Below are 21729 nucleotides of genomic sequence, written 5' to 3'. Positions count from 1 at the left end.
AACAGGCGGCTTGACACAGGGCTCCTCTTGACGCACCCCATCCCGACTAGCACCATCACGCAGCGGAGACCGCGGAACCACCCGCGCCCACGCCAAGGAACGACCTGTCCGGCGTACCGGCCTACCGGCGAGGCTTCGGCGTTGGCGGAACCCCCTGGCATGGACGATGGCGGATCACTCCGACAAGCCCCGCGGGTGGCGGGGTGATCGCGGCTCACCCCGGGCTGGATCGGGCCTGAGCAGGTTGGTGGCCCAGCGCCGGATGCCGCGGGCGGCGTTGCCGAGCGCGGGCCGGGCCTGGCCGCGCGGCCAGCCGGGGCCAGAACGTGCCGAGGGCGGAACGTGCCGAGGGGCGGCATCCGGTGGATGCCGCCCCTCGGGGGCAGCTTCGGCCAAGTTGTTCGGTCCCCTGATCCGAACTCGTTGGTCGGGCTGGGCCGCGGCCGGGCGGGAGGGTTAGGTCCCGGGGTGCTCGGTCGCGGGGTTGTGGTTGCTCGCGGCGTCTGGAGATCGGCTCCTGCCGCGGCAGCCGGGTGTTTCTAGCTCATGCCGGCCGGACCGTTGAGGTCCGGCCGGTGGCTGAGAGCCGGGTGGATCAGACCAGGCGCGCGAGGGTGAGGCGCGCTTTTGCGCTGGCCCTCTCCGCACGTGCCGTGGCCCGCTCGGCGTGCTTCTGCGCCCTGGCCATCTTGGCCGCGAGGTGGAAGCGCCGGTTCTGCTCTGCGTCCTGCAATTTAGAACGACAATGAGCACGAGCAAGATCTTCTTGAAGTAAATGCATTTCAACTCTCCTGGGTGAAGTCTGGGTCGTCATGGTTTGTAGTCTCGATTCGGGATTCGGTTCGTCGGATCAGATCAGGCTGCGGTCACGGTGTCGCACTTGCGTGGACGCCCTCGGGGCCGCTTGCGCGGAACCACAACACCCTGGACGAACAGTTCGCCTCCCCACACTCCCCACGGCTCGGAACGCTCTAGCGCTCCGGCCAGGCACTCGGCCTTCAGCGGGCAGGTGGTGCAAAGAGACTTGGCATACTCGACGTCCGCCGGCGATTCGGCGAAGAAGAGTTCCGGTGCGTAGGACCGACAGGGCAGGTCCTGCGCTGTTGCCACCTCGGTGAATGCATCGAGGAAGCTAACGCTCATTCCGGTCACCTCCTGAGTGACTGTCTTGCTCTGTTGTCGCGGCGCCGCCCACCCGGTTGGTGGCCGGCAAAACTGTGTCGGACAAACAAAAGGGCCGCGGGACCCTTTTCGGGTTCCGCGGCCTTGGAGGTGCCGGCTGACTTTGAGTCAGACCGGTGGACTCCATGCTCGAGAACCCTGACCGCCGTACTTCGCATCGCCGATAGCTGCGCCCTGGACCTGGGCAGAGCTGACGGCCATAAGCACAACGGTCGCGACGTGCAGACGCGGCGAGGCACCCTGGATCGGGGCGCACGGCAGCGCGGTGACGCCAAACGGCTTCTGCGTGATGTTCGTGATCATGTCCAAGGCACCTCCTCTCGTTGTGGCGAACTGAGCGGCTAGCTCATCGCTATGGTTTGAAGTTTTCGGCCAGCCTTCAGCCGCAGAAAGAACAGTACGCCGACCTCGCCGAGGCCCGCAAACTATTTATCGCAAGATTCTGAAGTTGGCCGGAAGTTGCCGCCGGGTGGACGGAACTTGCTGCCAAATCCGGCTGTTCAGCACGCTCCGACGCGCTTCCGGCACCCTCCGAGATCGTTGCCTAGGTCAACTGATTGCCTGGCAAGGCCCCGGTGTCTGCCACCAGCAGAATCCTGTCCTTCGAGTGTGCCTCTCGCTCCGCCAACCCTGCAACGGTTTTTTCGGCAGTACATCTCACGCGGCCGTTTGGTTCACGCCCGGGCTCCCGATGCGATCGCGAGCTGCCACAAGCGAACGGCCACTCCGGAAGCAGGGTCAGCGGGTGCAGATGTTGATGACAGGCTCGCCGTACTTGCTGATCTTGGTCCGGCCGATGCCGGGGATCCGGAGCAGTTCGCGCTCGTCGGTCGGGCGCGCCTCGGCGATCGCGGTGAGCGTGGCGTCGGTGAAGATGACGAAGGCCGGCATCGACTCCTCCGCGGCCCGCTCGGCCCGCCAGGCGAACAACGCGTCGTACAGGTTCTGGTCCATCGAGGACGGGCAGTCCTCGCAGCGCCCGAGCTTGCGGGCGGCCGGCTCGGTCAGGCCGCGGCCGCAGACCCGGCATTTCGGGATCGGCTTGTCCGAGCGCTCCGCCCGCGGAGTCCGAGCTCGCGACGAGGGCTCCCGGTCGCTGGTCCGCGAGGTACGGACGCCGATCGGGTCGAGGAAGCGCGTCGGCCCCCTGGTGCCGCGGCCGCCCGGCGAGCGCGAGGTCGACCAGCTGATCGAAAGCTGGTCCTTCGCCCGGGTCACCCCGACGTAGAAGAGCCGCCGCTCCTCCTCCACCTGCGCGGGCGTCTGGGCGTAGCTGATCGGCAGGGTGCCCTCGTGGGCGCCGACGATGAACACGCAGCCCCACTCGAGGCCCTTCGCCGCGTGCAGCGTGGCCAGCGTGACGCCCTCGGCCAGCGGCGCGTGCTGGATCGAGGCGCGCCGGTCGAGCTCGGCCATCAGGGCGACGATCCCCGCGTCCGGGTTGGCCGCGGCGAAGTCGGAGGCCATCGTGACGAGCGCGCTGAGCGACTCCCACCGGTCCCGGACCGCTCCGGTGCCCGCCGGCGGCTCCTCGGTCCACCCGGCACCGGCCAGGATGCCCTTGATCGTTTCGAGCAGGTCGACGCCCTCGGTGTCCCCCGCCTTGGCCTGGCCACGGAGCAGTACTGCGGCCTGCCGGATCTCCGCGCGCTCGAAGAACCGCTCGGCACCCTTCAGCATGGCCGGGATCTTCCGCTCGGCCAGAGCCTGCTCGAAGTTCTCGGACTGCGCGTTGGTGCGGAACAGCACGGCCATGTCGCGCAACGCGGTACCGGAGTCCCGGAGGCGGGCGATCGCGCGGGCGACGGCGTCGGCCTCGGCCACCTCGTCGGAGTACTCGCGGTAGACCGGGTCCGGACCCGCCTCCCGCTGGGAGCGCAGAGTGACGCGGCCGGGCAGCCCGGACGGGCCCGCGGCGTCGAGGACCTTGTTGGCGACGTCGACGATCTGCGGGGTCGAGCGGTAGTCGCGGACCAGCTTGATCACGGCCGCCGACGGGTGACGCTGGGCGAAGCGGACCAGGTTCTCCGGGTCGGCTCCGGCCCACGAGTAGATGGTCTGGGCCGGGTCGCCGACCACGCAGACGTCCTCGCGGCCGCCGAGCCACAGGTCGAGCAGGCTCTGCTGCAGCGGGCTGACGTCCTGGTACTCGTCCACCACGAACGTCCGGTACTGCCGCCGGATCTCGGCCGCGACCCGCTCGTCCTCGGCGAGCAGGGCGACGGCGCAGAGCAGCACGTCCTCCAGGTCGATCCGGCCGCGCTCCAGCTTGACGTCCTCGTACGCCGCGAAGACCCGGGCGATCGTGGCCGGGTCGAAGGCTGCCAGCGCCCGGGCGGACTGCGGGGCGACGCGGGCGTAGTCGTCGGGGCGGACGTTGCTCACCTTCGCCCACTCGACCTCGCCGGCCAGGTCGCGCAGCGCGGGCGTGTCCACCCGCACCCGGCAGCGTGACGCCGCCTCGGTCAGGAGCGGGAACTTCCGGTCGATGATCGGCGGCAGCTCGCCGCCGAACACCTTCGGCCAGAACCACTTGGCCTGGCGCAGCGCCGCGGAGTGGAAGGTCCGGGCCTGGACGCCATTCGCGCCCAGCTGGGCGAGGCGGCCGCGCATCTCCCCGGCCGCCCGCTGGGTGAAGGTCACCGCGAGCACCCGGGCCGGGTCGTACGTGCCGGTGCGCACGCCGTACGCGATCCGATGGGTGATCGCGCGGGTCTTGCCCGTGCCTGCACCTGCCATCACGACCACGGGGCCGTGCAGCGCGGTCGCGACTGCTCGCTGCTCGGGGTCGAGCGCCTCGAGCAGTGCGTCGGCGGACCGGCCGGAAGCGGCCTGTGTGATGTCGCTCACGGACTGAGACATGCGGGAACAGCACTCCGACCGACGAGGTTCCAGTACAAGGTAGAGCCACCCTAGACGGGTCGCCGGACAGTTTCCGAGCGCCCGCCCCTGAGCAGATGCGGAGCGAGCCACGATGGCGGCATTCACGATGTACTCGACACCTTGGTGCGGTTACTGCCACCGGTTGAAGGGGCAGTTGAAGCGCGCGGGGATCGAGTTCGCCGAGGTTGACATCGAGCAGGTCCCGGACGCCGCGAAGATCGTCGAGAAGGTCAACAACGGCAACCAGACCGTTCCGACCATCGTCTTCCCCGACGGCACGGCGATGACGAACCCGTCGCTCGCCCAGGTCGCCGAGAAGCTGGCCGCCTGAGCCGCAGTACTACGAGACGCGGCGCCGCGCCCCTCAGGGCCGGCGCCGCGTCTTGCTGTTCTGAGTTACCAGCTGCTGGTCAGTTCTTGGCCGTACCAGCCTTCGATGAGGCGGCGGGAGATCGAGATGTTGCCGGGGAGGGCCATGGAGCCGGCTTCGATCAGGGCTCGGAGGTCGTCGCGGCTGAACCAGCGGGCGTCGACGATCTCGTCCTGGTCGACGCTGATGTCGTAGCCGGTGGCCGTGGCGTAGAAGCCGAGCATCAGGCTGGACGGCAGTGGCCACGGCTGGCTGCCGGCGTACTGGATGTCCTCGCCGATCACCACACCCGTCTCCTCGAACACCTCCCGGCGTACTGCGGCCTCTAGCGACTCCCCCGGCTCCACGAAGCCCGCGAGCGTCGAGTAGCGGCCTTCCGGCCAGGCCTCGTTCCGGCCGAGCAGTGCGCGGTCCTGGTCGTCGGTGACGAGCACGATGATCGCCGGGTCGCTCCGGGGGAAGTGGCTGGTCCCGCACACCGGGCAGCGCCGTACGTGACCTGCGTCGATCACCTCGCTGTGGGCGCCGCAGTTGGCGCAGTGGGTGTGCACGCGGTGCCAGTTGGCCAGACCGACCACGTTCACCGCGATCCCGGCCTCCCTGTCGTTCAGGACGCCACCGATCTCTCGCAGCCCGGCGTACGACTCGTCCGGCTCATCATCGAGCAGTACTGCGAACACGGCCCGCCCGTCGGCGGTCTGGCCGGCCCCAGCCTCGTGGTCGATCCCCAGGAAGATGCGCTGGCCGTCCGGCGCGGCAGAGGGCGACACCAGGCGCAGGGAGGTGCGGTCGGGCTCCACTGCGAGCTTGTCGCCGGCCACCAGCGCGACCTGCGTGTCGGGAGCGGCCCACGCCTTCTCCAACCACTCATCGTCCCGCCGTCGGTCGGCGGCTCGGTCGAGAACGGAACGGGACAGTGCGAGGGAACCTGGGGTGATGGAGTAGGCCACATCCTCAACGTATCTCGATCGGCCGCACGCCCGCACCGGCGTGCCGCGCCCTGCCCACCCCTCGTGAGAGCATCCCGTCCATGAGTATTCACATCGCCGCCGAGAAGGGGCAGATCGCGCCGCGCGTGCTGTTCCCCGGGGATCCGCTGAGGGCCAAGTGGATCGCCGAGACGTACCTGTCCGACGTGAGCCTCTACAACGAGGTCCGGAACATGTATGGGTTCACCGGCACCTACAAGGGTGAGCGGGTCTCCGTGCAGGGCTCCGGCATGGGCCAGCCGTCGGCCTCGATCTACGCGAACGAACTGTTCGCGGAGTACGACGTGCAGACGCTGATCCGGGTGGGGACCTGCGGCGCGCTGACCGAGAAGGTGAAGCTCCGCGACGTGATCGTGGCGATGTCGGCGAGCACCGACTCGCAGATGAACCGGCTGCGCTTCCACGGCATCGACTACGCGCCGACCGCGGACTACCAGTTGCTCCGCGCGGCCGTGGACAACGCGGAGGCCGCCGGGCTGAACGTGCACGTCGGCCAGGTGTTCTCCGGAGACCTGTTCTACAACGACCGCCCGGACCTCGTGGCGCGGACAGCGGAGTACGGCGTGCTGGGGATCGAGATGGAGGCTTCGGCGCTCTACACGCTGGCCGCGAAGTTCGGCCGCCGCGCGCTCGGCATCATGACCGTGTCGGACCACCTGATCACCAAGGAGGAGACGACCGCCGAGGAGCGGCAGACCACCTTCTCGGAGATGATCACGATCGCCCTGGACGCGGCGATCGAGGTACCGGTCTGAACCGGGTCGCCGTAGCCCTGGTGAGCACTGCCCTGCTCGTCGGCACCACGGCCTGTTCCAGCTCCGACGACAACTCCGGCGAGACGCCGGCCCCGGGTGGAGGCAGCCCGACGGCCGCGAGCTCGCCAGGTCAACCGACCGACCAGCCGACGGAAGAACTGCTGGCGGACCTCACCGCTGCGAACGTCGTCAAGGCGATGGCCGGCGCGGGTTACAAGTGCGCCAACGACGGCGTCTACGCCATCTGCACCCAGGGGCCAGTAGCGGTCTGGGTACTCACCGGGGACCACGAGCGGCCTCCGGTCGTCTCGCTGCACTCGACCGGCCCGGCAGCGGCCGCGACGGCCAACATCTCCACAGCGCTTCCGGCCGCGTTGGAGTACGCGCACATCAACCCGCGCAAGCAGATCACCGACTGGTTCGGACAGCAGACGGGCAAGACCACCGCCCAGCTGACCGCTGGGAACTGGCAGGTCGAGTGGTCGGTCGAGGTCGACACCGACGAGCCGGGCGCGCACCTGACGCTGACGGACAAGCTCTGCAAGGCGAACTGCCAGGCGGAGTGAGTGCTCGGAGGGACCGTCGTCGCGGGTCGACGCCGGTCCCTCTTCTGCTAGGAACCGCCCGCTGTGGCGGCGGTGGAGCTGGCGACGATGGCGGCCGTGACCGCGGCCTGCATCTCCTGGACCGCCCTGCGGACTGCTTCGGCCGCCCAGTCGGACTCGGAGATCTCCTTGGCCCGGCGCTTCAACGCCCTCTTGTCGACGGCATCCGTGACCACCTTCGGTACTACGTTCAGCGCGTTGAGCAGCGCGACCAGCGAGGCGGTGCGCTCGTCGGGCTGGGTGCCGAGCTTCAGCACGTTCTCCAGCGCGGCACGGACCTGCGCCTCGTGCTGCGCGTCCTTGGCCGGCCACCGCGTGACCGGGAACAACCCGAGCACCTTGCCCTTGTCCGCCTCGAGAACGCCGCGCTCGGCCAGCCGCTGGAGCAACTGGTCGCGCAGCTTCTTCGACAGCTTGCCCATCAGGTTCTTCGGCTTCTGCCCGGCCTTGTCCGCGAGCAGGGCGAGCCGCTCGTCGAGCACCGGGTCACCGGTCGGCGAGGTGTCGAGCACCTTCAGCCGACCCTCTTTGGCCGCCTCCCCCGCGCCGGCGATGTCCACCTTGCCGAGCAGCGTCAACTCGATCAGCACGGCCCCGGCCAGCGCGTAATCCAGCCCAGGCGACCCGGTGATGGGCTTCCCGCTCTCGTCGTCATACAGGAGCAACAAGAGATCCTCTGCGATCAACATGCTCCCAACCTAGGACCGCCCGCCTACGCCTGCATCCGCCTCACGGGCTACCTCCCGCATCCTCCGCCAGACTGTTGCTCAGTAGTGGTGGCCGTTGGTCAGGACCGGCTCGCCCAGGGTTTCGGCCAGCTCGGTGAGGAAGTTCGGGGAGAAGAAGTACCAGCGGATCGAGCGGACCTTGCCGTCCTCCGTGGTGAGGCGCATGAGGTCGTTCAGAGCCGAGGTGCCGTCCTGGACCCGGCGGATGACGAGCACCGGCTCGTCCCAGACAGTCTGGACCTGCGCTGTGTAGCGGTACGGCGTGGCCGGGTCGAGGGTGTGCTCGATCGAGCCGCGGCGGATCTGGTCGGCGCCGTACTCCGTGAGCATGCCGAGGATCTCGCTGTCAGCGTCCTCCAGCAGGAGCGCGGTCAGCCGCGGTACGTCGTACGCGGTGAAGGCGTCGGCCACGGCATCGAGCAAACGTCGATCCGGCTCCGGCCGCACCGCGAGCGACCTCGCCCGGTCCTCGGCCTCGAGGCGGCCCCGACCCCTATGCAGTGCGGCCTTCACCGCGCCGGTGGTGGTCCGCAGTACTTCGGCCACCTCGGCGAGGGTGAACCCGAACAGGTCCTTCAGCGCGAGCGCAGCACGCTCCTGTGGAGGTAGCAGCGTCACCAACTCCCTCCACGCGTCCCGCACCTCCGCGGGGTCCGCTGCGGCCGGAGCAGCCCGGTCCGGGAGTTCCGCGGGCACCGGGTGCTGCCTGCGGTAGCTGTCGACGTACGCGTTGGTGGCGACGCGGAACAGCCAGGCCCTGGGGTTCTCGATCGGGCTGTGCGCCTGGGCGGCCTGGTTGAAGGCGCGTGCGAGAGACTCCTGCACCAGGTCCTCGGCGTCGAAGGCGTTGCCGGTCAGCCGACGGCAGTAGGCGTACAGATCCTTCCGGAGCGGCTCGAGCCGGTCCAGGAACTCCGTCTGTGCCTGCCGGGCCGCTCTGATCGCGGGCAGATCCAGTGGTTCCGTCACGACTACATCCTGAAGCGTCATACCCGTTCCGACGGGCAGGGACGGCCCCGGGATACGGACCGGATTCGATGCAGGGTCAGCTATCTACTAAGGTAAGCCTTAGCTAACAGGCCCGCCCGACTGTGCAGCCACTGGAGAGTCCGCCATGACCCGTGCACTGCCCGAGCCGAGTTTCCGGCGTTTCGCCGCCGGGGTCGGCACCCTCAGCCTCCGCCCGTTCGACCTGTCCCTGGACGTGACCACCTTGCACAGCTGGGTCACCCAGCCGTACGCGCAGTACTGGGGCATGCTGACCGCCTCGGTCGCCGACGTGCGCGCGGAGTACGAGCGGATCCAGCAGACCGGCCACCACCAGGCCTTCCTCGGCGAGCACGACGGCCGACCGGCCTTCCTGATGGAGCGCTACGACCCCGCGTACGACGCGGTGGGCCGCGCCTACACGCCGGCGCCAGGTGACATCGGCATGCACGTCCTGGTCGCCCCGCCCGAGCCTGGGCAGCGCGCGCCCGGGTTCACCGGCGCGGTGTTCGAGACGATCCTCGATTACCTGTTCAGCGACCCGCTGGTGGACCGGGTGGTGGTCGAGCCGGACATCCGCAACACCAAGATCCAGGCCCTGAACGAGCGGATGGGCTTCCACAGGCACAGCATCGTCGCCCTGCCGGACAAGCAGGCCTGGCTGAGCTTCTGCACCCGTGACCAGTACGCCCACGCCGTCTACGCGACCGTCCCGATGACCGAGGCAGGGTGACCATGACCGATCTGACCGCACATCTCCACCCGGCCGGCTGGGCCGTCGCCAACCGCGCGCTGGTCCGCAAGGCGCTCGCCGAATTCACCCACGAGCGACTCCTCGAGCCAGTTGCCTCCGGCAAGGGCTATCGGGTCGCGGCCGGCCCGAGCGAGTACTACTTCGAGGCCAGGCTCTACCCGCTGAACCACTGGGAGGTGGACGCGGCGAGCATCACCCGCACCGTCGAGGGTATTGCCGCGGCCGTGGACGCGCTGGACTTCATCACCGAGTTCCACGAGCAGTTGAGCATCGGTGCGGAGATGCTGCCGGTGTACCTCGAGGAGATCAGCAGCACGCTGGCGAGTACGGCGTACAAGCTGTCCAAGCCGGACCTGACCGCCGAAGACCTGGCCGGGGCCGACTTCCAGACGATCGAGTCCGCGATGACCGAAGGACACCCGTGCTTCGTCGCGAACAACGGGCGGCTCGGGTTCGGCGTGACGGACTACCGCGCCTTCGCGCCCGAGGCGGAACAACCCGTCTGGCTGGTGTGGCTCGCCGTACGGAAGGAGCGCGCGACGGTCTCTCACAGCGAGACGATCACCTACGAGGGCATGCTCCGTGACGAACTCGGGGCGTCGGTGCTGCAGCGCTTCGCCGAGCGGATCCGGGCCGCCGGCGCCGATCCGGCCGACTACCACCTGATGCCCGTGCATCCGTGGCAGTGGGAGAACAAGACCTCGATCACGTTCGCCGCGGACATCGCGCAGCGGCACATCATCCACGTCGGCACCAGTGACGACGAGTACCAGGCGCAGCAATCGATCCGGACCTTCTTCAACCGGTCGCACCCGGAGCGCAACTACGTGAAGACGGCGCTGTCGGTGCTCAACATGGGCTTCATGCGCGGCCTGTCACCGACGTACATGGAGAAGACGCCGGCGATCAACGACTGGGTGCACGGCGTGGTGGAGAACGACGTCGTGCTCAAGCGGTACGGGTTCTCTGTACTCCGGGAGATCGCCGCCGTCGGCTATCACAACCTGTACTACGAAGCCGCGACGCCAAAGACCTCGCCGTACCGCAAGATGCTCTCGGCGTTGTGGCGGGAGAGTCCGGTGCCCGCGCTCGATGAGGGCGAACGGCTGGCGACGATGGCCAGCTTGCTGCACGTCGATCGGCACGGGAAGTCGCTCGCGGCCGTGTTGATCCGGTCTTCGGGGCTGGCTCCCGCGAACTGGCTGCGGTCCTACCTCGATGCGTACCTGGTGCCGTTGCTGCACTGCTTCTACGCCTACGAACTGGTGTTCATGCCACACGGCGAGAACCTGATCCTCGTACTGCGGGACGGCGTGCCGGTCCGGGTGATCATGAAGGACATCGCCGAGGAGATCGCCGTGATGAGCCCGGCGACCGAGATCCCGGCGGACGCCGAGCGGGTGCGTTTTGCCGACGTCCCGGACGACGAGAAACTGCTGTCCGTCTTCACCGACGTGTTCGACTGCATCTTCCGGTTCCTCTCGCCCCTGCTGGATGCGGAGGGTCTGCTGACTGCTGCGGAGTTCTGGGCCGTCGTGCGCTCAGCAGTGCGGGAGTATCAGGAGGCGACCCCCGAACTGGCGGAGGCATTCGCGAAGTACGACATGTTCGCCCCGGAGTTCGCCCTGTCCTGCCTGAACCGCCTGCAACTCCGCAACAACCAAAACATGGTCGACCTCACCGACGTCTCCAACTCCCTCCAGTTCGTCGGCACCCTGGAGAGCCCGATCGCCGGCTGAGGCTTCCACGCGAGGCACGCCAGGAGTGGGTCGGCGTACCGAGGGACAGGAAATGGTGGCCGCGCTGGCCTTCCGCCGCACGTAGACCCACCACGGGTCTGGCAAGGAACCCGTGTACTACCTGTCGGTCGGTACAGACCTCACCGATGGACGCCCTCGAGCGGCCGCCGCTAACTGGCGCGCGGAGACTGGCCCTCGGCTGTGGATAACTTCCGCACCGATTGGCAGGTTTCCGCGATGCTGGTCGAGTGATCGAAGGACTGGCGAATCTCGACGCCATGAGGGCGCCGGCGAGTGGCGAGCGAGGGCGGGACGGGCGGCGGTACGAGGTAGTGGACGGCCGTTTGCTGGTGACAGGGGTCCAGCCGCCTGCGCATCGGGCGGCCGTGGTCGCCTTGATGGTGCGGTTGAAGGAGGCGTGCCCGGCGGACCAGTTGGTTGCCGTCGGCTCCCTCGACTTCCGCCCGACCCGGCGGTTGTCCTTGCGCCCCGACCTCCTCGTCTGCCGCCGCGCCGACGCGGGCCCGCAGTACGTTCGACACGCTCTGCTCGCCGTCGAGGTGCTGTCCCCCACCACCCGGATCACCGACGTAGTCCTGAAACGCGACCTCTACGAACAGTCCGGCGTCCCGTCCTACTGGCTCCTCGACCCCACCCAACAAGAACTGACCGTCCTCCACCTAACCCCCACCGGCTACACCTGCGAGGCGGTCGTCCAGGGCGAAGAAACCTTCACCCCCGACTTCCCTTTTCCCATCCACCTGAGCCCAGCCGACCTGACGAGATGAAATCCAGGGCATCACGGGGCAGATGGTGGGGCAGTTGGACATCTGGCCTCTCCGACTCGGCCGGAGGTGGGAATCCTGGTCGAATGACCGACAAGGAGGCACCATGGAATACGTGCAGACACTTGAGCCAGGGCAGTTCACCATGGCCGACCTCGACGCACTGCCAGAGGACGGCATGCGATACGAACTCGTCGATGGAACACTGCTGGTGACCCCCGCTCCGCTGCCGATCCATCAGACCGCGGTGCTCGAACTCGGCTTCCGCCTGCGCCTCGTTTGCCCTACGGATCTGCAAGTCTTCGTCGCACCGCTCGACTTCCGTCCCAACGGGCGGCGGTCCCTGCAGCCGGATGTGCTGGTGTGCCGGAGAGAGGATGTCGGCGAGCGGGCGATCGAGCGTCCTCTCCTACTCGCCGTCGAGATTCTGTCGCCGGCCACCAGGGCGAAAGATCTGCTACTCAAGCGAGGGCTCTACGAAGAAGCCGGCGTGACCTCGTACTGGATCTTCGATCCAGAGAGCGTCGAGCTGACGGTGCTGGAGCTGTCCGCTGGACGGTATGCCGGGCAGGCGCTCGTTCGAGGGGACGAGGTGTTCGAGGCCAAGCTTCCGTTCTCTGTGCGGATTGTTCCTTCCGAGCTGGTGGGTTAGCCGTTCAGGAGGGTGATCAACTGGTCGCGGTTGGGGAGGCTTTCGGGGTGGATGATGTCGCCGGTGCGGACGTAGTAGAAGGCGGCGCCTACCTGGTCGACGGGGATGCCTAGGAGTTCGGCCCAGGCGACTCGGTAGATGGCCAACTGGAGGGGGTCGGCGGTCTCGGAGCGGCTGGTTTTCCAGTCGATCACGTCGTAGCCGCGGGAGCCGTCCGGCCGGATCACCTGGTAGACGGCGTCGATCCGGCCGCGGACCACCCGGCCGCCGATCGCGAGGGCGAAGGGCGCCTCGATCTCGTACGGCATCTTCTCGCCGTACGGCCCGACCCGGAACGCGTCCATCAGCTCGGTCAGGTCCGTGTCGTCGACGATCCCCTCGTCGGCCGCGCCGGGCAGGTCGTCGGGGTCGATCAGGAACTGCTGCCCGAAATAACTCTCCACCCAGGCGTGGAACCGGGTGCCGAAACGCGCCGCCCGGTTGGGTTTGCGCGGCATCGGCCGGGCCAGGTCGGCCGCCAGCCCGTCCGGGTCCTTCGCCAGCCGCATCACCTGGGTCGCGGACAGCGCGGCCGGCAGCTCGACGTCGTACGCCTTCCGGCTCCGGCTTTCCCTTGCCTCTGACAACAATCGTTCGAGCTCGGAGTCCCAGCGCGCCACTGTCGCCAGCTCGTCCATCAGCAGCGACTCCTCCGCGTCGAGCGACGGCCCTTCCGCGCGGGCCTGCTGCACCAGCGCGACCGACTCGAGCCGCCGCCGGTACGCCTCCTGGTCGTACGGCGCGGGCCACGGTGCCATGGTCTGCTCGGCGAGCTCCGGGTTCTCCTCGTTCAGCTCGGGCTGCGGCGCCCAGTCGACCACCCGGTCACCGGCGTGCTTCTTCAGCACCTCCAGGTACGCCGAGGGGCCGCGCGGGCGCTTCTGCGTCGGGCCCCACCAGTGCCCGGTGGCGACCAGGATCTCCTTCGCCCGGGTGAACGCGACGTACCCGAGCCGGCGTTCCTCCAGCGCGTTCACGTCCTTGCACTCATCGGCAAACGCCTTCAGCCCGGCGTTCGACAGGTCGTGGAAGTTCGGCAGGGTGTCCGCGTCACCCCGCAACGGCCAGGGCAGCACCTTCGCGTTGGTGGTCCACTTGTCCCGGCCGCGATCCGACGGGAACACCTTGTTCACCAGGGTCGGCACGAACACGATCGGCCACTCCAGGCCCTTCGACCGGTGGGTGGTCAGCAGCTTCACCGAGTCCGCCTCGCTCGGTACGGCCAGGTCGAGGCCGGCCGCATACTCCTCCTCCGCCGCCAAGTACGCGAGCAACCCGTCGAGGGATCCGTCCGACTCGGTGGAGACGAAGTTGCCGACGGCATCCAGGAACGCGGCCAGGTGATCGCGCCGGCCGGCGTCGACGTGATCCGGTGTCGCCGTGAGTTCCACGTCGAGGCCGATCGTGCTGATCACCCGGCGTACCAGATCGAGCAGCGGCTCCCCCGCGTGTGCGCGCAACTCCCGCAACTCGGTGGACAGTTCCTTGAAACGCTCGAGCGCCTCGGGCGAGTAGCCCCAGCCGGCCGGCCCCGGGTCGTCGACCGCTTCGGCGAGTGAGATCACCTCGGTGGAGTCCATCCCGGCGACGGCCGCGTCCAGCGCCGCGACCAGGTCGTCGACTGCCGGGCGATCGCCGGCATCGGCCAGGATGCGGGAGCGGTTGGCCAGCAGGGCCAGGTCGCGGTGACCGATCCGGTAGCGGGGGCCGGTCAGGATCCGCAGCATCGCCGCGTTCGCGGTCAGGTCATTGACCGCCTGCAGCGTCGCCACCACGTCGACCACCTCGGGCAGCGCGAGCAGGCCGCCGAGGCCGACCACCTCGACCGGGACCTTGCGGGCGATCAGCGCCTCGTGCACCGCGCTGAGGTCGACGTTCGTCCGCATCAGGATGCCGATGTCCTTCCACCGGCGGTTCGGGGTCTTGTGCGCGGCGACGATCGCGTCCGCGACCCACTCGATCTCCTTCGTGCGCGTCTCGAACAACCCGACCGTGATCGCTCCCTCGGGCGCCTCGGGCGGCGCCTCCAGCGGGATCACGCCCGGGTGCTGCTCGTACAACTCGGCGGCGTGCTGGTTCGCCGCGGCCAGGATCCTGCTGCCGCAGCGACGGTTCACGCTCAGCACGTACCGCGTGGCCGGCGTACCGTCCGCGTTCTTGAAGTGCTCGGGGAACTCGTCCAGGTTCGCGACGGACGCGCCGCGCCAGCCGTAGATCGCCTGGCACGGGTCGCCCACCGCGGTGACCGGGTGGCCGTGCTGCCCGAAGAGCGCCGTGAGCATCCGTCGCTGCGACACGGAGGTGTCCTGGTACTCGTCGAGCAGGACGACCTTGTACCGCGCGCGCTCGATCACCGGGACCTCGGGGCACTCCTCCGCCAACCGCGCGCCGAGCGCCATCTGGTCCGCGAAGTCGACCACGCCACGCTCGGTCTTGTAGGCCTGGTACTCCTCGACCAACTGCAGGATCTCGCCCCGTTTAAGCGCAGTCTCGGCGAGCTTCCTGACCTCGACGGTCTGCTTCCGCGCCGCGGCCACCTCAGCTCGTACCGCCTCGTCATGAGCCCGTACTTCGTCCGCCCCGAGCAGGTGGTCCGCGAGCTCACCATCCAGCGAGAGCAGGGAGTTCACCAGGGTGGGCACGTGGTGCGACGCGAATCGGATCGGCCCGCTGGACCGCCGCACGACGCGGCCCGCGAGCTGGAACCTGGTGGCGTCGGCGAGCACGCGCACGTCCGGTTCGAGGCCGAGGCGGAGTCCGTGCTCGGCGATCAACGTGCCGGCGAACGCGTGGTACGTCGAGACGACGGGTTCGCCTGGTTCCTCCGGCTCCCAGTTCGGGATGTTGCTGCGCAGGTGGGCCGCCAGGATCGGGTGCTGGTCGCGCGGCAGGCTGGAACCGAGCACGCCGGCCTTGGTGAGGTCGTCGCGGATCCGGACGTCGAGTTCGTTCGCCGCCTTCTTGGTGAAGGTGAGTCCGAGCACCTCCTCCGGCTGCACCTGTCCCGTGCAGATCAGCCAGACCACCCGGGCAGCCATAGCCGTCGTCTTCCCTGATCCGGCGCCTGCCACGATCACTCCAGGCGCCAACGGAGCGGTGATCGCCTGCAGTTGCTGGTCACTGAACGGGATCTCCAGCAACTCACACAACTCAGCCGTCGTGTTCAGCTGTGCCCGCATCAGACGACCCTCCTGAAAGCTGAGGGTCGTCGGTGGAGGTCGCTGGGATTGGTCGCGGTGGTGGGCATCAGACGATTTCCCGGCCTTCGGGTTGGATGGGACACAGGCCTCGGACGTCACACCGGTCGCAGCCGGAGTTGCGTTTGGCGACGAACTCCTCGGAGCGGACCATGGCCTCGGCATCCTCGACGGCCTCGTCCAGCCAGGTGCGGCCTTCCTCGTCGGCTTCGAGGGGTGCCTGGCCCTGGACCTTGGGGAGGCCGGTGTCGTCGTGGCGGAGCTGGACCAGTTCGGCGCCACCGCTGCGAGGATCGTCGCCGAGCTTCTTCATCTGGCGGGACTCGATGGCCCGCTGGTAGATGGCCAGCTGGACGTGCCGCTCGAGCGCGGGCTTGGTCGGAACTGTGCGGCCGGTCTTCAGGTCGACCACCCGCACCGCGCCGTCGCCGTCCTGCTCGAGCCGGTCCATCCGGCCCTTGACCCGCACGCCGGGCTTGTCCGTGTCGGGCAGCAGTACGTCGAACTCCACTTCCGTGCCGAGCAACGTGCGATCCGGGCGGCCCTTGTGCCAGGCGACGAACCGGCGCAGCGCCTGCTCCGCCTCGACCCGTTCGCGGTCGGAGATCCACGACGACTCGAACTCGAGCTGGGTCCACACTTTGTCGAGCCACCCGTTCAACTCGTCCGTGTCGGGCGGCAGCGTGCCAGTGGCAACCGCGTCCGCCAACGTGTGCAGGACCATGCCGAACCCGATGGCCGACGTACTCGGTGTCTCGCCGCCCGCGCGACGCTGCAGGAACCAGCGCAGCGGGCAGTCCACGATCGTCGTCAGCGCACTCCCCGACAACGGCACCGGCAGATCCGGGTCCGTAACCGGGCGCTCCGACTTGGTCCGCTCGCGCACTCCCCACCAGCGCTGTGGATCCGCGGTCGGGACCAACGGATACTCGCGATCGTCGACGGCGTCCGCGAGCTGCGCCAGCCGATCGGCGGCGACTCGCTTCAACGCGGGCGAGGACGCGGGATCGGCCAGCACACACCGAAGATCGGCGACCAGGCCGTGCAACGACAGAGGGCGCCGCGGCCGTCCGGCCACCAGCTTCAAAGGAATGTCGAGCTCGGCCAGCAACCGCGACGGCTGATCTCCGTCAGCCTCGGGCGCCTGCACGGCTGTCACGATCAACCGCTCACGTGCTCGCGTGATCGCGACATAGAAAAGACGTCTCTCCTCTGCCAGCAACGCGCCCGCCGACAGTGGCTCCACCAGACCGTCCGGTCCGAGCCGGTCGGGCTCGAGCAACGATCCCCGCCGCCGGAGGTCCGGCCATTGGCCTTCCTGGACACTTGCCACGACGACCAGCCGCCACTGCAGACCCTTGGACCGGTGCGCGGTCATCAGCTGAACGCCGGCCTCGCGATACGTCCCGTCGAACCGGTTGTCGCCGGCGATGTCCAACTGCTCCAGCTCGCTGAGGAACGCCGACACGCCCTTGAAGCCGACCTGCTCCTCGGCCCGGCTCGCCGCGTCGAACAACGCGCACAGGGAATCCAGATCACGATTCGCTGTGCGCGCCACCTCGCCGCCGCTGTTCGCCTGGCCGCGGAGTCTGCGCAACCAGGGCGACTCGGACCACAGCGACCACATCACCTCGTCCGGCGCGGCCCCGGCGGTCACGATATTCCTTGCCTTGAGCAACCTCTCACCGAGCGCGACGAACCGCGCTTCCGCCGGGGAGGCCTGTTCGTCGAGGAGCAACGGGTTCACCAGCGCCTCGCGGAGCAACTCGTCGGACGAGCGCGGCAGCCGCTGACCACCCGCGGCCTCGCGATCGCGCTTCCGCAGTACGCGGGCGAGGCGGCGCAGCTGCCCGGCGTCCATCGCACCCAGTGGGGACAGCGCCAGTGCCTTGACCACCTCGACCGTCAGCGTGACCGGATCCGCGACCGCCCGCAGCGCCAGCAGCATCGGCCGCACCGCGGGCTCGCGGGACAGCGGGAGCTCGTCGCCGGCCACGTCGACCGGGATACCCGCGGCCGCGAGAGCACGGCGCAAGGGCGGGATCGACCTGCTACCGGATCGGACCAGCACCGCCATCTCGTGCCAGCCGACGCCGTCCTGGACGTGGGCGCGGCGAAGGAGGTCCGCGATGTGCTCGAGCTCGGCTCCGCTGGTGGAGTAGAGGTTCGCCTCGACCTTGCCGTTGCCGTAGACGGAGGAGCTCGCGTCGGGATTGCGGAACCGCTCGAAGGTGTCGCGGTCGAGCGTGCCTGGCACGCCCAGGCGATTCACCACGTTCCGGGAGACGCGCTGCAGCGTAGTACCGAAGCGGCGGGTCGTCGCGAGGGCGATCTGCGCGGCCTCGGCGCCGTCCGCGGTACGGAACTCGTCGGTGAAGCGCAGCAGGCCGCGCACGTCGGCACCGCGGAACGTGTAGATCGACTGGTCCGGATCTCCGACCACGACGAGGTCGCGGCCGTCGCCGGCGATCGCCTGGAGCAGCTTGGTCTGACCGGGATCGGTGTCCTGGTACTCGTCGACGAAGACGACCTTGAACTCCTCGCGGAGCTTGGCCTGGACGTGCGGCTGCTGGGCGAGGATGACCGCGCGGTGGATCAGCTCGGAGTAGTCCAGCACCTGCTCGTGGTCGAGGATCTGCAGGTACTCCTCGAAGAAGTCGCCGACCGCGACCCACTCGGCCCGGCTCGCGGAATGCCCGATCGCCGACAGGTCCTCGGGGTCCAGTCCGAGCTGGCGCGCCTTGCCGATCACGGCCTGCACCTCGTCGGTGAACCCGCGGGTCTTGAGAGCGGGATGCAGGCTGCCCGGCCAGTGCACCACGCCGACCTCGCGACTCCCGGTGAGCGCCTCGCTCAACCGCAGCGACTGCTCGGGACCGGAAGGCAACCGCAGCGGTACGTCGAACGCGTCGGCCGGGGTGAACCTGCGCAGCAGCGCATAGCAGAACGAGTGGAACGTCATGGACGGCATCGCCCGCGTGGTCCGTCCGAGGCGGGCGGTGATCCGGTCCCGGAGCTCGGTCGCCGCCTTCCGTCCGAAGGTCAGCACGAGCACCTCGTCCGGGCTCAACCCGCGGTTGGCAACCCGATCGACGACGGCCTCGACCAGCGTCGTCGTCTTCCCCGTCCCCGGTCCGGCGAGCACGAGTAGAGGCCCGCCGGGATGATCCACCACAGCCCGCTGATCAGGGTCCAGCAACGGTGCCTGAGTGACCCTGGCTTCCCGCCCGTCACCCCGCACCAACCGATACCTGGACCCTGTTCGACTGACCACCGCCACATCCCATCAGACCCCACCGACAATCCCCTCCAGCACCCGCCGCAACCCCCGAACCGCCCGCACTGCGGACACCTCGAACGCCAGCTACCAAAGGCCTTTGAGCTCAAGGGGCTGTCGGAGTGGGCGGGGTCACACGAGGGCTTTGGAGTACCAGATCTCGGCGTACTTGTCCTGTTTGTAGGCGGGGATCTCCTGGTAGCCGGTCGTGGTGTAGAGGGTTCGGGCTTCGGTGAGATCCAGGCGGGTGTCGAGGATGATGCGGGTGGCGCCGAGGTTGCGGGCTGTCTGGTCGACGGCGGCCAGCAGGGCGCGGCCACCGCCCGTACCGCGGAAGGCCGGGCGGACGAAGACGCGGGTGAGCTCGACCGTGCGGTTCTCCTCGAGCCGCAGGCCGGCGCACCCCGCAAGCTGGGCGTCGTACCAGCCGAGGAGGAAGACACCTGTCGGTGGGGCGAGGTCGGCACTGGGGGAATCCACGAGTGCGGCCTCGACCTCCTCGGAAGTCGCCCGGCGGCCGTCGTGCAGCAGGAAGTACCGGTCGGCGACGTCGACGAAGTACTCGCGCAGCAACCCGAGGGCTTCCGGGGAGTTCACCGATGCGAGTTCGACGGACCACCTGTCGCTTGTCACACCTGGCAGTCTGTCAACCAACGCGCACCTAGTCCCCTGGATTTTCGGGATCCCAGCGCACCACGCGCAGATCCACCTTGCCGTTCGTGACTCGGACCCCGTCACCGCGCAACAGCTGGAGCTGCTCGTCGCCGACCTCGTCCGCGGGCACCCCGCTGGCGCGGATCACCCGCCACCACGGCACTCCCCCGCCGTACTCGCGCATGATAGCGCCGACCTGCCGCGGCCCGCCCTGCCCGACGTACGCCGCGATGTCCCCGTACGTCGCGACGCTGCCCGGCGGGATCGACTCGACCGCCAGCAACACGGCCTCGACGTACTCCTCCCGATCCACGCCGCTCACGCTATCCGTCCCCGCCGACAGTTCCCCGACGGGTTCAGGCGAGCGGCGCCAAGGCCTTCGCGAGGGGTTCGACAACCGACGGCGGAGCGTCGAGAGGGAGGTTGAAGATGACGAGGTCGACGCCTGCTTCGCCCCACACCGCGGCCTCGGCGACCGCCTGGTCGAGCGGCTGGTCCGGGTCGACGCGGACATTCACCGAGCAGGTGATCTCGGCCGGGTCGCGGCCGACGTCCTCGCAGTGACCGACCAGGATCTCCTTGAGCGGCTTCCACTCCTCCGGGCCCGGCACGATCACGTGCCACTGCTGGGCCCAGCGCGCCGCCGCTCGCAGGGTGCGCTTGGGTCCCTTGCCGCCGATGGTGATCGGCGGGTGCGGGGTCTGCACGGCCTTCGGTTCGCAGTACGCGTCAGTGAGCTTGACGTACTGGCCGTCGAAGTTCGCGACCGGCTCGGTGAGCAGCGCGATCAGCGCCTGCATGCCCTCGTCGAAACGGTCGAAGCGCTCCTTCAGCGGCGGCAGGTCGATGCCGTACGCGTCGCATTCCATCTGGTTCCAGCCGGCGCCGACGCCGAGCTCGAGCCGGCCGCCGGAGATGATGTCGGTGGTCGCCGCCATGTTCGCGAGCACGGCGGGGTGGCGATAGATCATCCCGGTCACTTGGCAGCCGACCCTGATCCGCTTGGTCGCCTGCGCGAGCGCCGCCAGCGACGTCCAGGCCTCCAGGTTCGGTCCGGTCATGTCGCCGCTCAACGGGTAGAAGTGGTCCCAGTGCCAGGCGGACTCGAAGATCTCGAACTCGTCCGCCGCGATCCACACGTCGCGCAACTGCTGCCAGGTGGTGTGCTCGGGCCGGGTCTTGATCGCGAACCGCATTCGCCGCCTCCTCGGTAAAGGTTTTCCACCTGGCAACCTACCGCCCAGGCTCCCCTGCTGCCCAGGGTTTCAGCCGCAGTCGGGGCGGCCTTCGAGGATCGCGGTGATCAGCACGAAGACCTCGAAGACGACGCCCGCCCCCGCGGTGATGAAGAGGACCACGGCGATCGCCTGAGGACCGCGGGCGAACCAGCGGACGAGCAGGACGAGAGCGACCAGTCCGATGATCAGGGCGATGACGCCGACCACGTAGGTGGCCGGCGGCAGCACGGCGGCGCACTCGTCCGCACGGCGGCGGACCGTGTTCACACACAGCAGCGCGAGGATCATGCCGGCGATCATCAGGGCGAAGACGAACCCCTGGCGTCGCCGGTCGTCCACCACGATGTGCCTCACAGGCTGCAGTCTGTCAGTCCAGACCGAGACGAGCCCGTACTTCGGGCCGGCGCAGCGGTGGCACCGTCTGCGGCGGCACCCGGCGCTCCGGCATCTCCTCGAGCAACGCCTCGGTGATCCTGGCGACCTCGGCGGCCGCGCGTTCGATCGGACCACGGGTGGTCGCGCTGAGCGAGCCGACGCCCGTCACCTTGCGCACATACTGCAGGGCCGCCGCATAGATCTCTTCCGAGGTCGCCGACGGCTCCAGTCCCCGGAGAACGGTGATATTTCTGCACATGCTCCGACAGTACGTGCCGGAGGGGACAACCACGCCGCTTCCTGAACCCGTTCCGCTTCACCATGGCGGGACGGATGCGCTTCCTGCCGGTCATACGTTCGCGACGGATGCGGCCGCCGGCCTCGAAGGCACCCTGCTGCACGTCGACACCAACAACCCGACCCCCGCCCTGGACCTCTACGAGTCCGTCGGAATGCACACAGTCCAAATCGCCGACCAGCGGGAACGGAAGGTGCCCAGCCTCTAGACGACAACGGCCCC

22 protein-coding genes are annotated in these 21729 nt (G+C 68.7%); 8 read left to right on the top strand and 14 right to left on the bottom strand.

Features of this window, described 5'->3' with window-relative positions:
• Positions 1 to 595: 595 nt before the first annotated feature.
• From ACFPJ1_RS33310 to ACFPJ1_RS33295, 4 genes are all read right to left on the bottom strand, one after another.
• The gene (locus tag ACFPJ1_RS33310) at positions 596 to 814 is read right to left on the bottom strand and encodes a hypothetical protein (protein WP_380110098.1); all 219 of its coding nucleotides are present in this window, start codon (positions 812 to 814) and stop codon (positions 596 to 598) included.
• Between the two features lie 41 nt (positions 815 to 855).
• Positions 856 to 1143, bottom strand: a complete 288-nt coding sequence (locus tag ACFPJ1_RS33305; RefSeq protein ID WP_132193680.1) for a WhiB family transcriptional regulator — start codon at positions 1141 to 1143, stop codon at positions 856 to 858.
• A 147-nt stretch (positions 1144 to 1290) separates the two neighbouring features.
• Positions 1291 to 1485 carry a hypothetical protein gene (locus ACFPJ1_RS33300; protein WP_380110096.1) on the bottom strand — a complete coding sequence of 65 codons (195 nt, stop codon included), beginning with the start codon at positions 1483 to 1485 and terminating at the stop codon, positions 1291 to 1293.
• Between the two features lie 435 nt (positions 1486 to 1920).
• Entirely contained in the window at positions 1921 to 4044 is a 2124-nt protein-coding gene (locus ACFPJ1_RS33295; protein ID WP_380110093.1) for an ATP-dependent DNA helicase UvrD2, read from the bottom strand.
• Between the two features lie 112 nt (positions 4045 to 4156).
• On the opposite strand from ACFPJ1_RS33295, the gene ACFPJ1_RS33290 reads away from it, so the two are divergent.
• Positions 4157 to 4396 (top strand): mycoredoxin, encoded by a 240-nt coding sequence (locus ACFPJ1_RS33290; RefSeq protein WP_132289931.1) that lies wholly within the window; start codon positions 4157 to 4159, stop codon positions 4394 to 4396.
• Between the two features lie 65 nt (positions 4397 to 4461).
• On the opposite strand, the gene nudC is transcribed toward ACFPJ1_RS33290, so the two are convergent.
• Entirely contained in the window at positions 4462 to 5385 is a 924-nt protein-coding gene (nudC, locus tag ACFPJ1_RS33285; protein ID WP_380110091.1) for an NAD(+) diphosphatase, read from the bottom strand.
• Between the two features lie 80 nt (positions 5386 to 5465).
• On the opposite strand from nudC, the gene deoD reads away from it, so the two are divergent.
• Both deoD and ACFPJ1_RS33275 read left to right on the top strand, forming a co-directional pair.
• Positions 5466 to 6179, top strand: coding sequence for a purine-nucleoside phosphorylase (gene deoD / locus ACFPJ1_RS33280; protein WP_380110089.1), 714 nt, complete (start codon positions 5466 to 5468; stop codon positions 6177 to 6179).
• A 20-nt stretch (positions 6180 to 6199) separates the two neighbouring features.
• Positions 6200 to 6745 (top strand): hypothetical protein, encoded by a 546-nt coding sequence (locus ACFPJ1_RS33275; protein ID WP_380110087.1) that lies wholly within the window; start codon positions 6200 to 6202, stop codon positions 6743 to 6745.
• A 47-nt stretch (positions 6746 to 6792) separates the two neighbouring features.
• Here ACFPJ1_RS33275 and ACFPJ1_RS33270 read toward each other — a convergent pair whose 3' ends face one another.
• Positions 6793 to 7473 carry a GOLPH3/VPS74 family protein gene (locus tag ACFPJ1_RS33270; RefSeq protein WP_380110084.1) on the bottom strand — a complete coding sequence of 227 codons (681 nt, stop codon included), beginning with the start codon at positions 7471 to 7473 and terminating at the stop codon, positions 6793 to 6795.
• A gap of 78 nt (positions 7474 to 7551) precedes the next feature.
• Positions 7552 to 8481 (bottom strand): sigma-70 family RNA polymerase sigma factor, encoded by a 930-nt coding sequence (locus ACFPJ1_RS33265; RefSeq protein WP_380110082.1) that lies wholly within the window; start codon positions 8479 to 8481, stop codon positions 7552 to 7554.
• A 145-nt stretch (positions 8482 to 8626) separates the two neighbouring features.
• Between ACFPJ1_RS33265 and ACFPJ1_RS33260 the strand changes: the two genes are divergently transcribed.
• The 4 genes from ACFPJ1_RS33260 (at position 8627) to ACFPJ1_RS33245 (ending at position 12429) form a co-directional block, all read left to right on the top strand.
• On the top strand, positions 8627 to 9232 hold the full coding sequence (locus ACFPJ1_RS33260) for a GNAT family N-acetyltransferase (protein WP_380110081.1): 606 nt from the start codon (positions 8627 to 8629) through the stop codon (positions 9230 to 9232).
• 2 nt (positions 9233 to 9234) lie between these two features.
• Positions 9235 to 10992, top strand: a complete 1758-nt coding sequence (locus tag ACFPJ1_RS33255) for an IucA/IucC family protein (RefSeq protein WP_380110079.1) — start codon at positions 9235 to 9237, stop codon at positions 10990 to 10992.
• Between the two features lie 248 nt (positions 10993 to 11240).
• Positions 11241 to 11780 carry a Uma2 family endonuclease gene (locus tag ACFPJ1_RS33250; protein ID WP_380110077.1) on the top strand — a complete coding sequence of 180 codons (540 nt, stop codon included), beginning with the start codon at positions 11241 to 11243 and terminating at the stop codon, positions 11778 to 11780.
• A 103-nt stretch (positions 11781 to 11883) separates the two neighbouring features.
• Positions 11884 to 12429, top strand: a complete 546-nt coding sequence (locus ACFPJ1_RS33245; protein ID WP_380110076.1) for a Uma2 family endonuclease — start codon at positions 11884 to 11886, stop codon at positions 12427 to 12429.
• Here ACFPJ1_RS33245 and ACFPJ1_RS33240 read toward each other — a convergent pair.
• The 7 genes from ACFPJ1_RS33240 to ACFPJ1_RS33210 all read right to left on the bottom strand — a co-directional run bounded on the left by ACFPJ1_RS33240 (position 12426) and on the right by ACFPJ1_RS33210 (position 21468).
• Positions 12426 to 15647 (bottom strand): UvrD-helicase domain-containing protein, encoded by a 3222-nt coding sequence (locus ACFPJ1_RS33240; RefSeq protein ID WP_380110074.1) that lies wholly within the window; start codon positions 15645 to 15647, stop codon positions 12426 to 12428. The two genes, ACFPJ1_RS33245 and ACFPJ1_RS33240, sit on opposite strands and share 4 nt — an antisense overlap.
• A gap of 67 nt (positions 15648 to 15714) precedes the next feature.
• Positions 15715 to 18864, bottom strand: a complete 3150-nt coding sequence (locus tag ACFPJ1_RS33235) for an ATP-dependent helicase (RefSeq protein WP_380110072.1) — start codon at positions 18862 to 18864, stop codon at positions 15715 to 15717.
• 210 nt (positions 18865 to 19074) lie between these two features.
• Positions 19075 to 19575 (bottom strand): GNAT family N-acetyltransferase, encoded by a 501-nt coding sequence (locus ACFPJ1_RS33230; protein WP_380110071.1) that lies wholly within the window; start codon positions 19573 to 19575, stop codon positions 19075 to 19077.
• Between the two features lie 28 nt (positions 19576 to 19603).
• Positions 19604 to 19909, bottom strand: a complete 306-nt coding sequence (locus ACFPJ1_RS33225) for an MGMT family protein (RefSeq protein WP_132289897.1) — start codon at positions 19907 to 19909, stop codon at positions 19604 to 19606.
• Positions 19910 to 19952: 43 nt separating this feature from the next.
• On the bottom strand, positions 19953 to 20792 hold the full coding sequence (locus ACFPJ1_RS33220; protein WP_380110070.1) for a TIGR03560 family F420-dependent LLM class oxidoreductase: 840 nt from the start codon (positions 20790 to 20792) through the stop codon (positions 19953 to 19955).
• A gap of 69 nt (positions 20793 to 20861) precedes the next feature.
• Positions 20862 to 21188: a hypothetical protein gene (locus tag ACFPJ1_RS33215; RefSeq protein ID WP_380110069.1), complete on the bottom strand. Its 327-nt coding sequence runs from the start codon at positions 21186 to 21188 to the stop codon at positions 20862 to 20864.
• A gap of 13 nt (positions 21189 to 21201) precedes the next feature.
• On the bottom strand, positions 21202 to 21468 hold the full coding sequence (locus ACFPJ1_RS33210; protein WP_132193617.1) for a DUF2277 domain-containing protein: 267 nt from the start codon (positions 21466 to 21468) through the stop codon (positions 21202 to 21204).
• On the opposite strand from ACFPJ1_RS33210, the gene ACFPJ1_RS33205 reads away from it, so the two are divergent.
• Positions 21467 to 21715, top strand: a complete 249-nt coding sequence (locus ACFPJ1_RS33205) for a hypothetical protein (protein ID WP_380110066.1) — start codon at positions 21467 to 21469, stop codon at positions 21713 to 21715. The two genes, ACFPJ1_RS33210 and ACFPJ1_RS33205, sit on opposite strands and share 2 nt — an antisense overlap.
• The last annotated feature ends 14 nt before the right edge of the window (positions 21716 to 21729 follow it).

The sequence above is a fragment of the Kribbella qitaiheensis genome (genome assembly GCF_042657745.1).
GTDB lineage: Bacteria > Actinomycetota > Actinomycetes > Propionibacteriales > Kribbellaceae > Kribbella > Kribbella qitaiheensis.
The sequence above is the reverse complement of the archived record's forward strand: the minus strand, read 5'-3'. Positions and strand labels throughout refer to the sequence as shown.

Coding starts and splice junctions, on each gene's coding strand:
- ACFPJ1_RS33310 (WP_380110098.1), bottom strand. CDS start 814: ATGACGACCCAGACTTCACCCAGGAGAGTTGAAATGCATTTACTTCAA.
- ACFPJ1_RS33305 (WP_132193680.1), bottom strand. CDS start 1,143: ATGAGCGTTAGCTTCCTCGATGCATTCACCGAGGTGGCAACAGCGCAG.
- ACFPJ1_RS33300 (WP_380110096.1), bottom strand. CDS start 1,485: ATGATCACGAACATCACGCAGAAGCCGTTTGGCGTCACCGCGCTGCCG.
- ACFPJ1_RS33295 (WP_380110093.1), bottom strand. CDS start 4,044: ATGTCTCAGTCCGTGAGCGACATCACACAGGCCGCTTCCGGCCGGTCC.
- ACFPJ1_RS33290 (WP_132289931.1), top strand. CDS start 4,157: ATGGCGGCATTCACGATGTACTCGACACCTTGGTGCGGTTACTGCCAC.
- deoD (WP_380110089.1), top strand. CDS start 5,466: ATGAGTATTCACATCGCCGCCGAGAAGGGGCAGATCGCGCCGCGCGTG.
- ACFPJ1_RS33270 (WP_380110084.1), bottom strand. CDS start 7,473: ATGTTGATCGCAGAGGATCTCTTGTTGCTCCTGTATGACGACGAGAGC.
- ACFPJ1_RS33260 (WP_380110081.1), top strand. CDS start 8,627: ATGACCCGTGCACTGCCCGAGCCGAGTTTCCGGCGTTTCGCCGCCGGG.
- ACFPJ1_RS33255 (WP_380110079.1), top strand. CDS start 9,235: ATGACCGATCTGACCGCACATCTCCACCCGGCCGGCTGGGCCGTCGCC.
- ACFPJ1_RS33245 (WP_380110076.1), top strand. CDS start 11,884: ATGGAATACGTGCAGACACTTGAGCCAGGGCAGTTCACCATGGCCGAC.
- ACFPJ1_RS33240 (WP_380110074.1), bottom strand. CDS start 15,647: ATGCGGGCACAGCTGAACACGACGGCTGAGTTGTGTGAGTTGCTGGAG.
- ACFPJ1_RS33220 (WP_380110070.1), bottom strand. CDS start 20,792: ATGCGGTTCGCGATCAAGACCCGGCCCGAGCACACCACCTGGCAGCAG.
- ACFPJ1_RS33205 (WP_380110066.1), top strand. CDS start 21,467: ATGCTCCGACAGTACGTGCCGGAGGGGACAACCACGCCGCTTCCTGAA.
- ACFPJ1_RS33210 (WP_132193617.1), bottom strand. CDS start 21,468: ATGTGCAGAAATATCACCGTTCTCCGGGGACTGGAGCCGTCGGCGACC.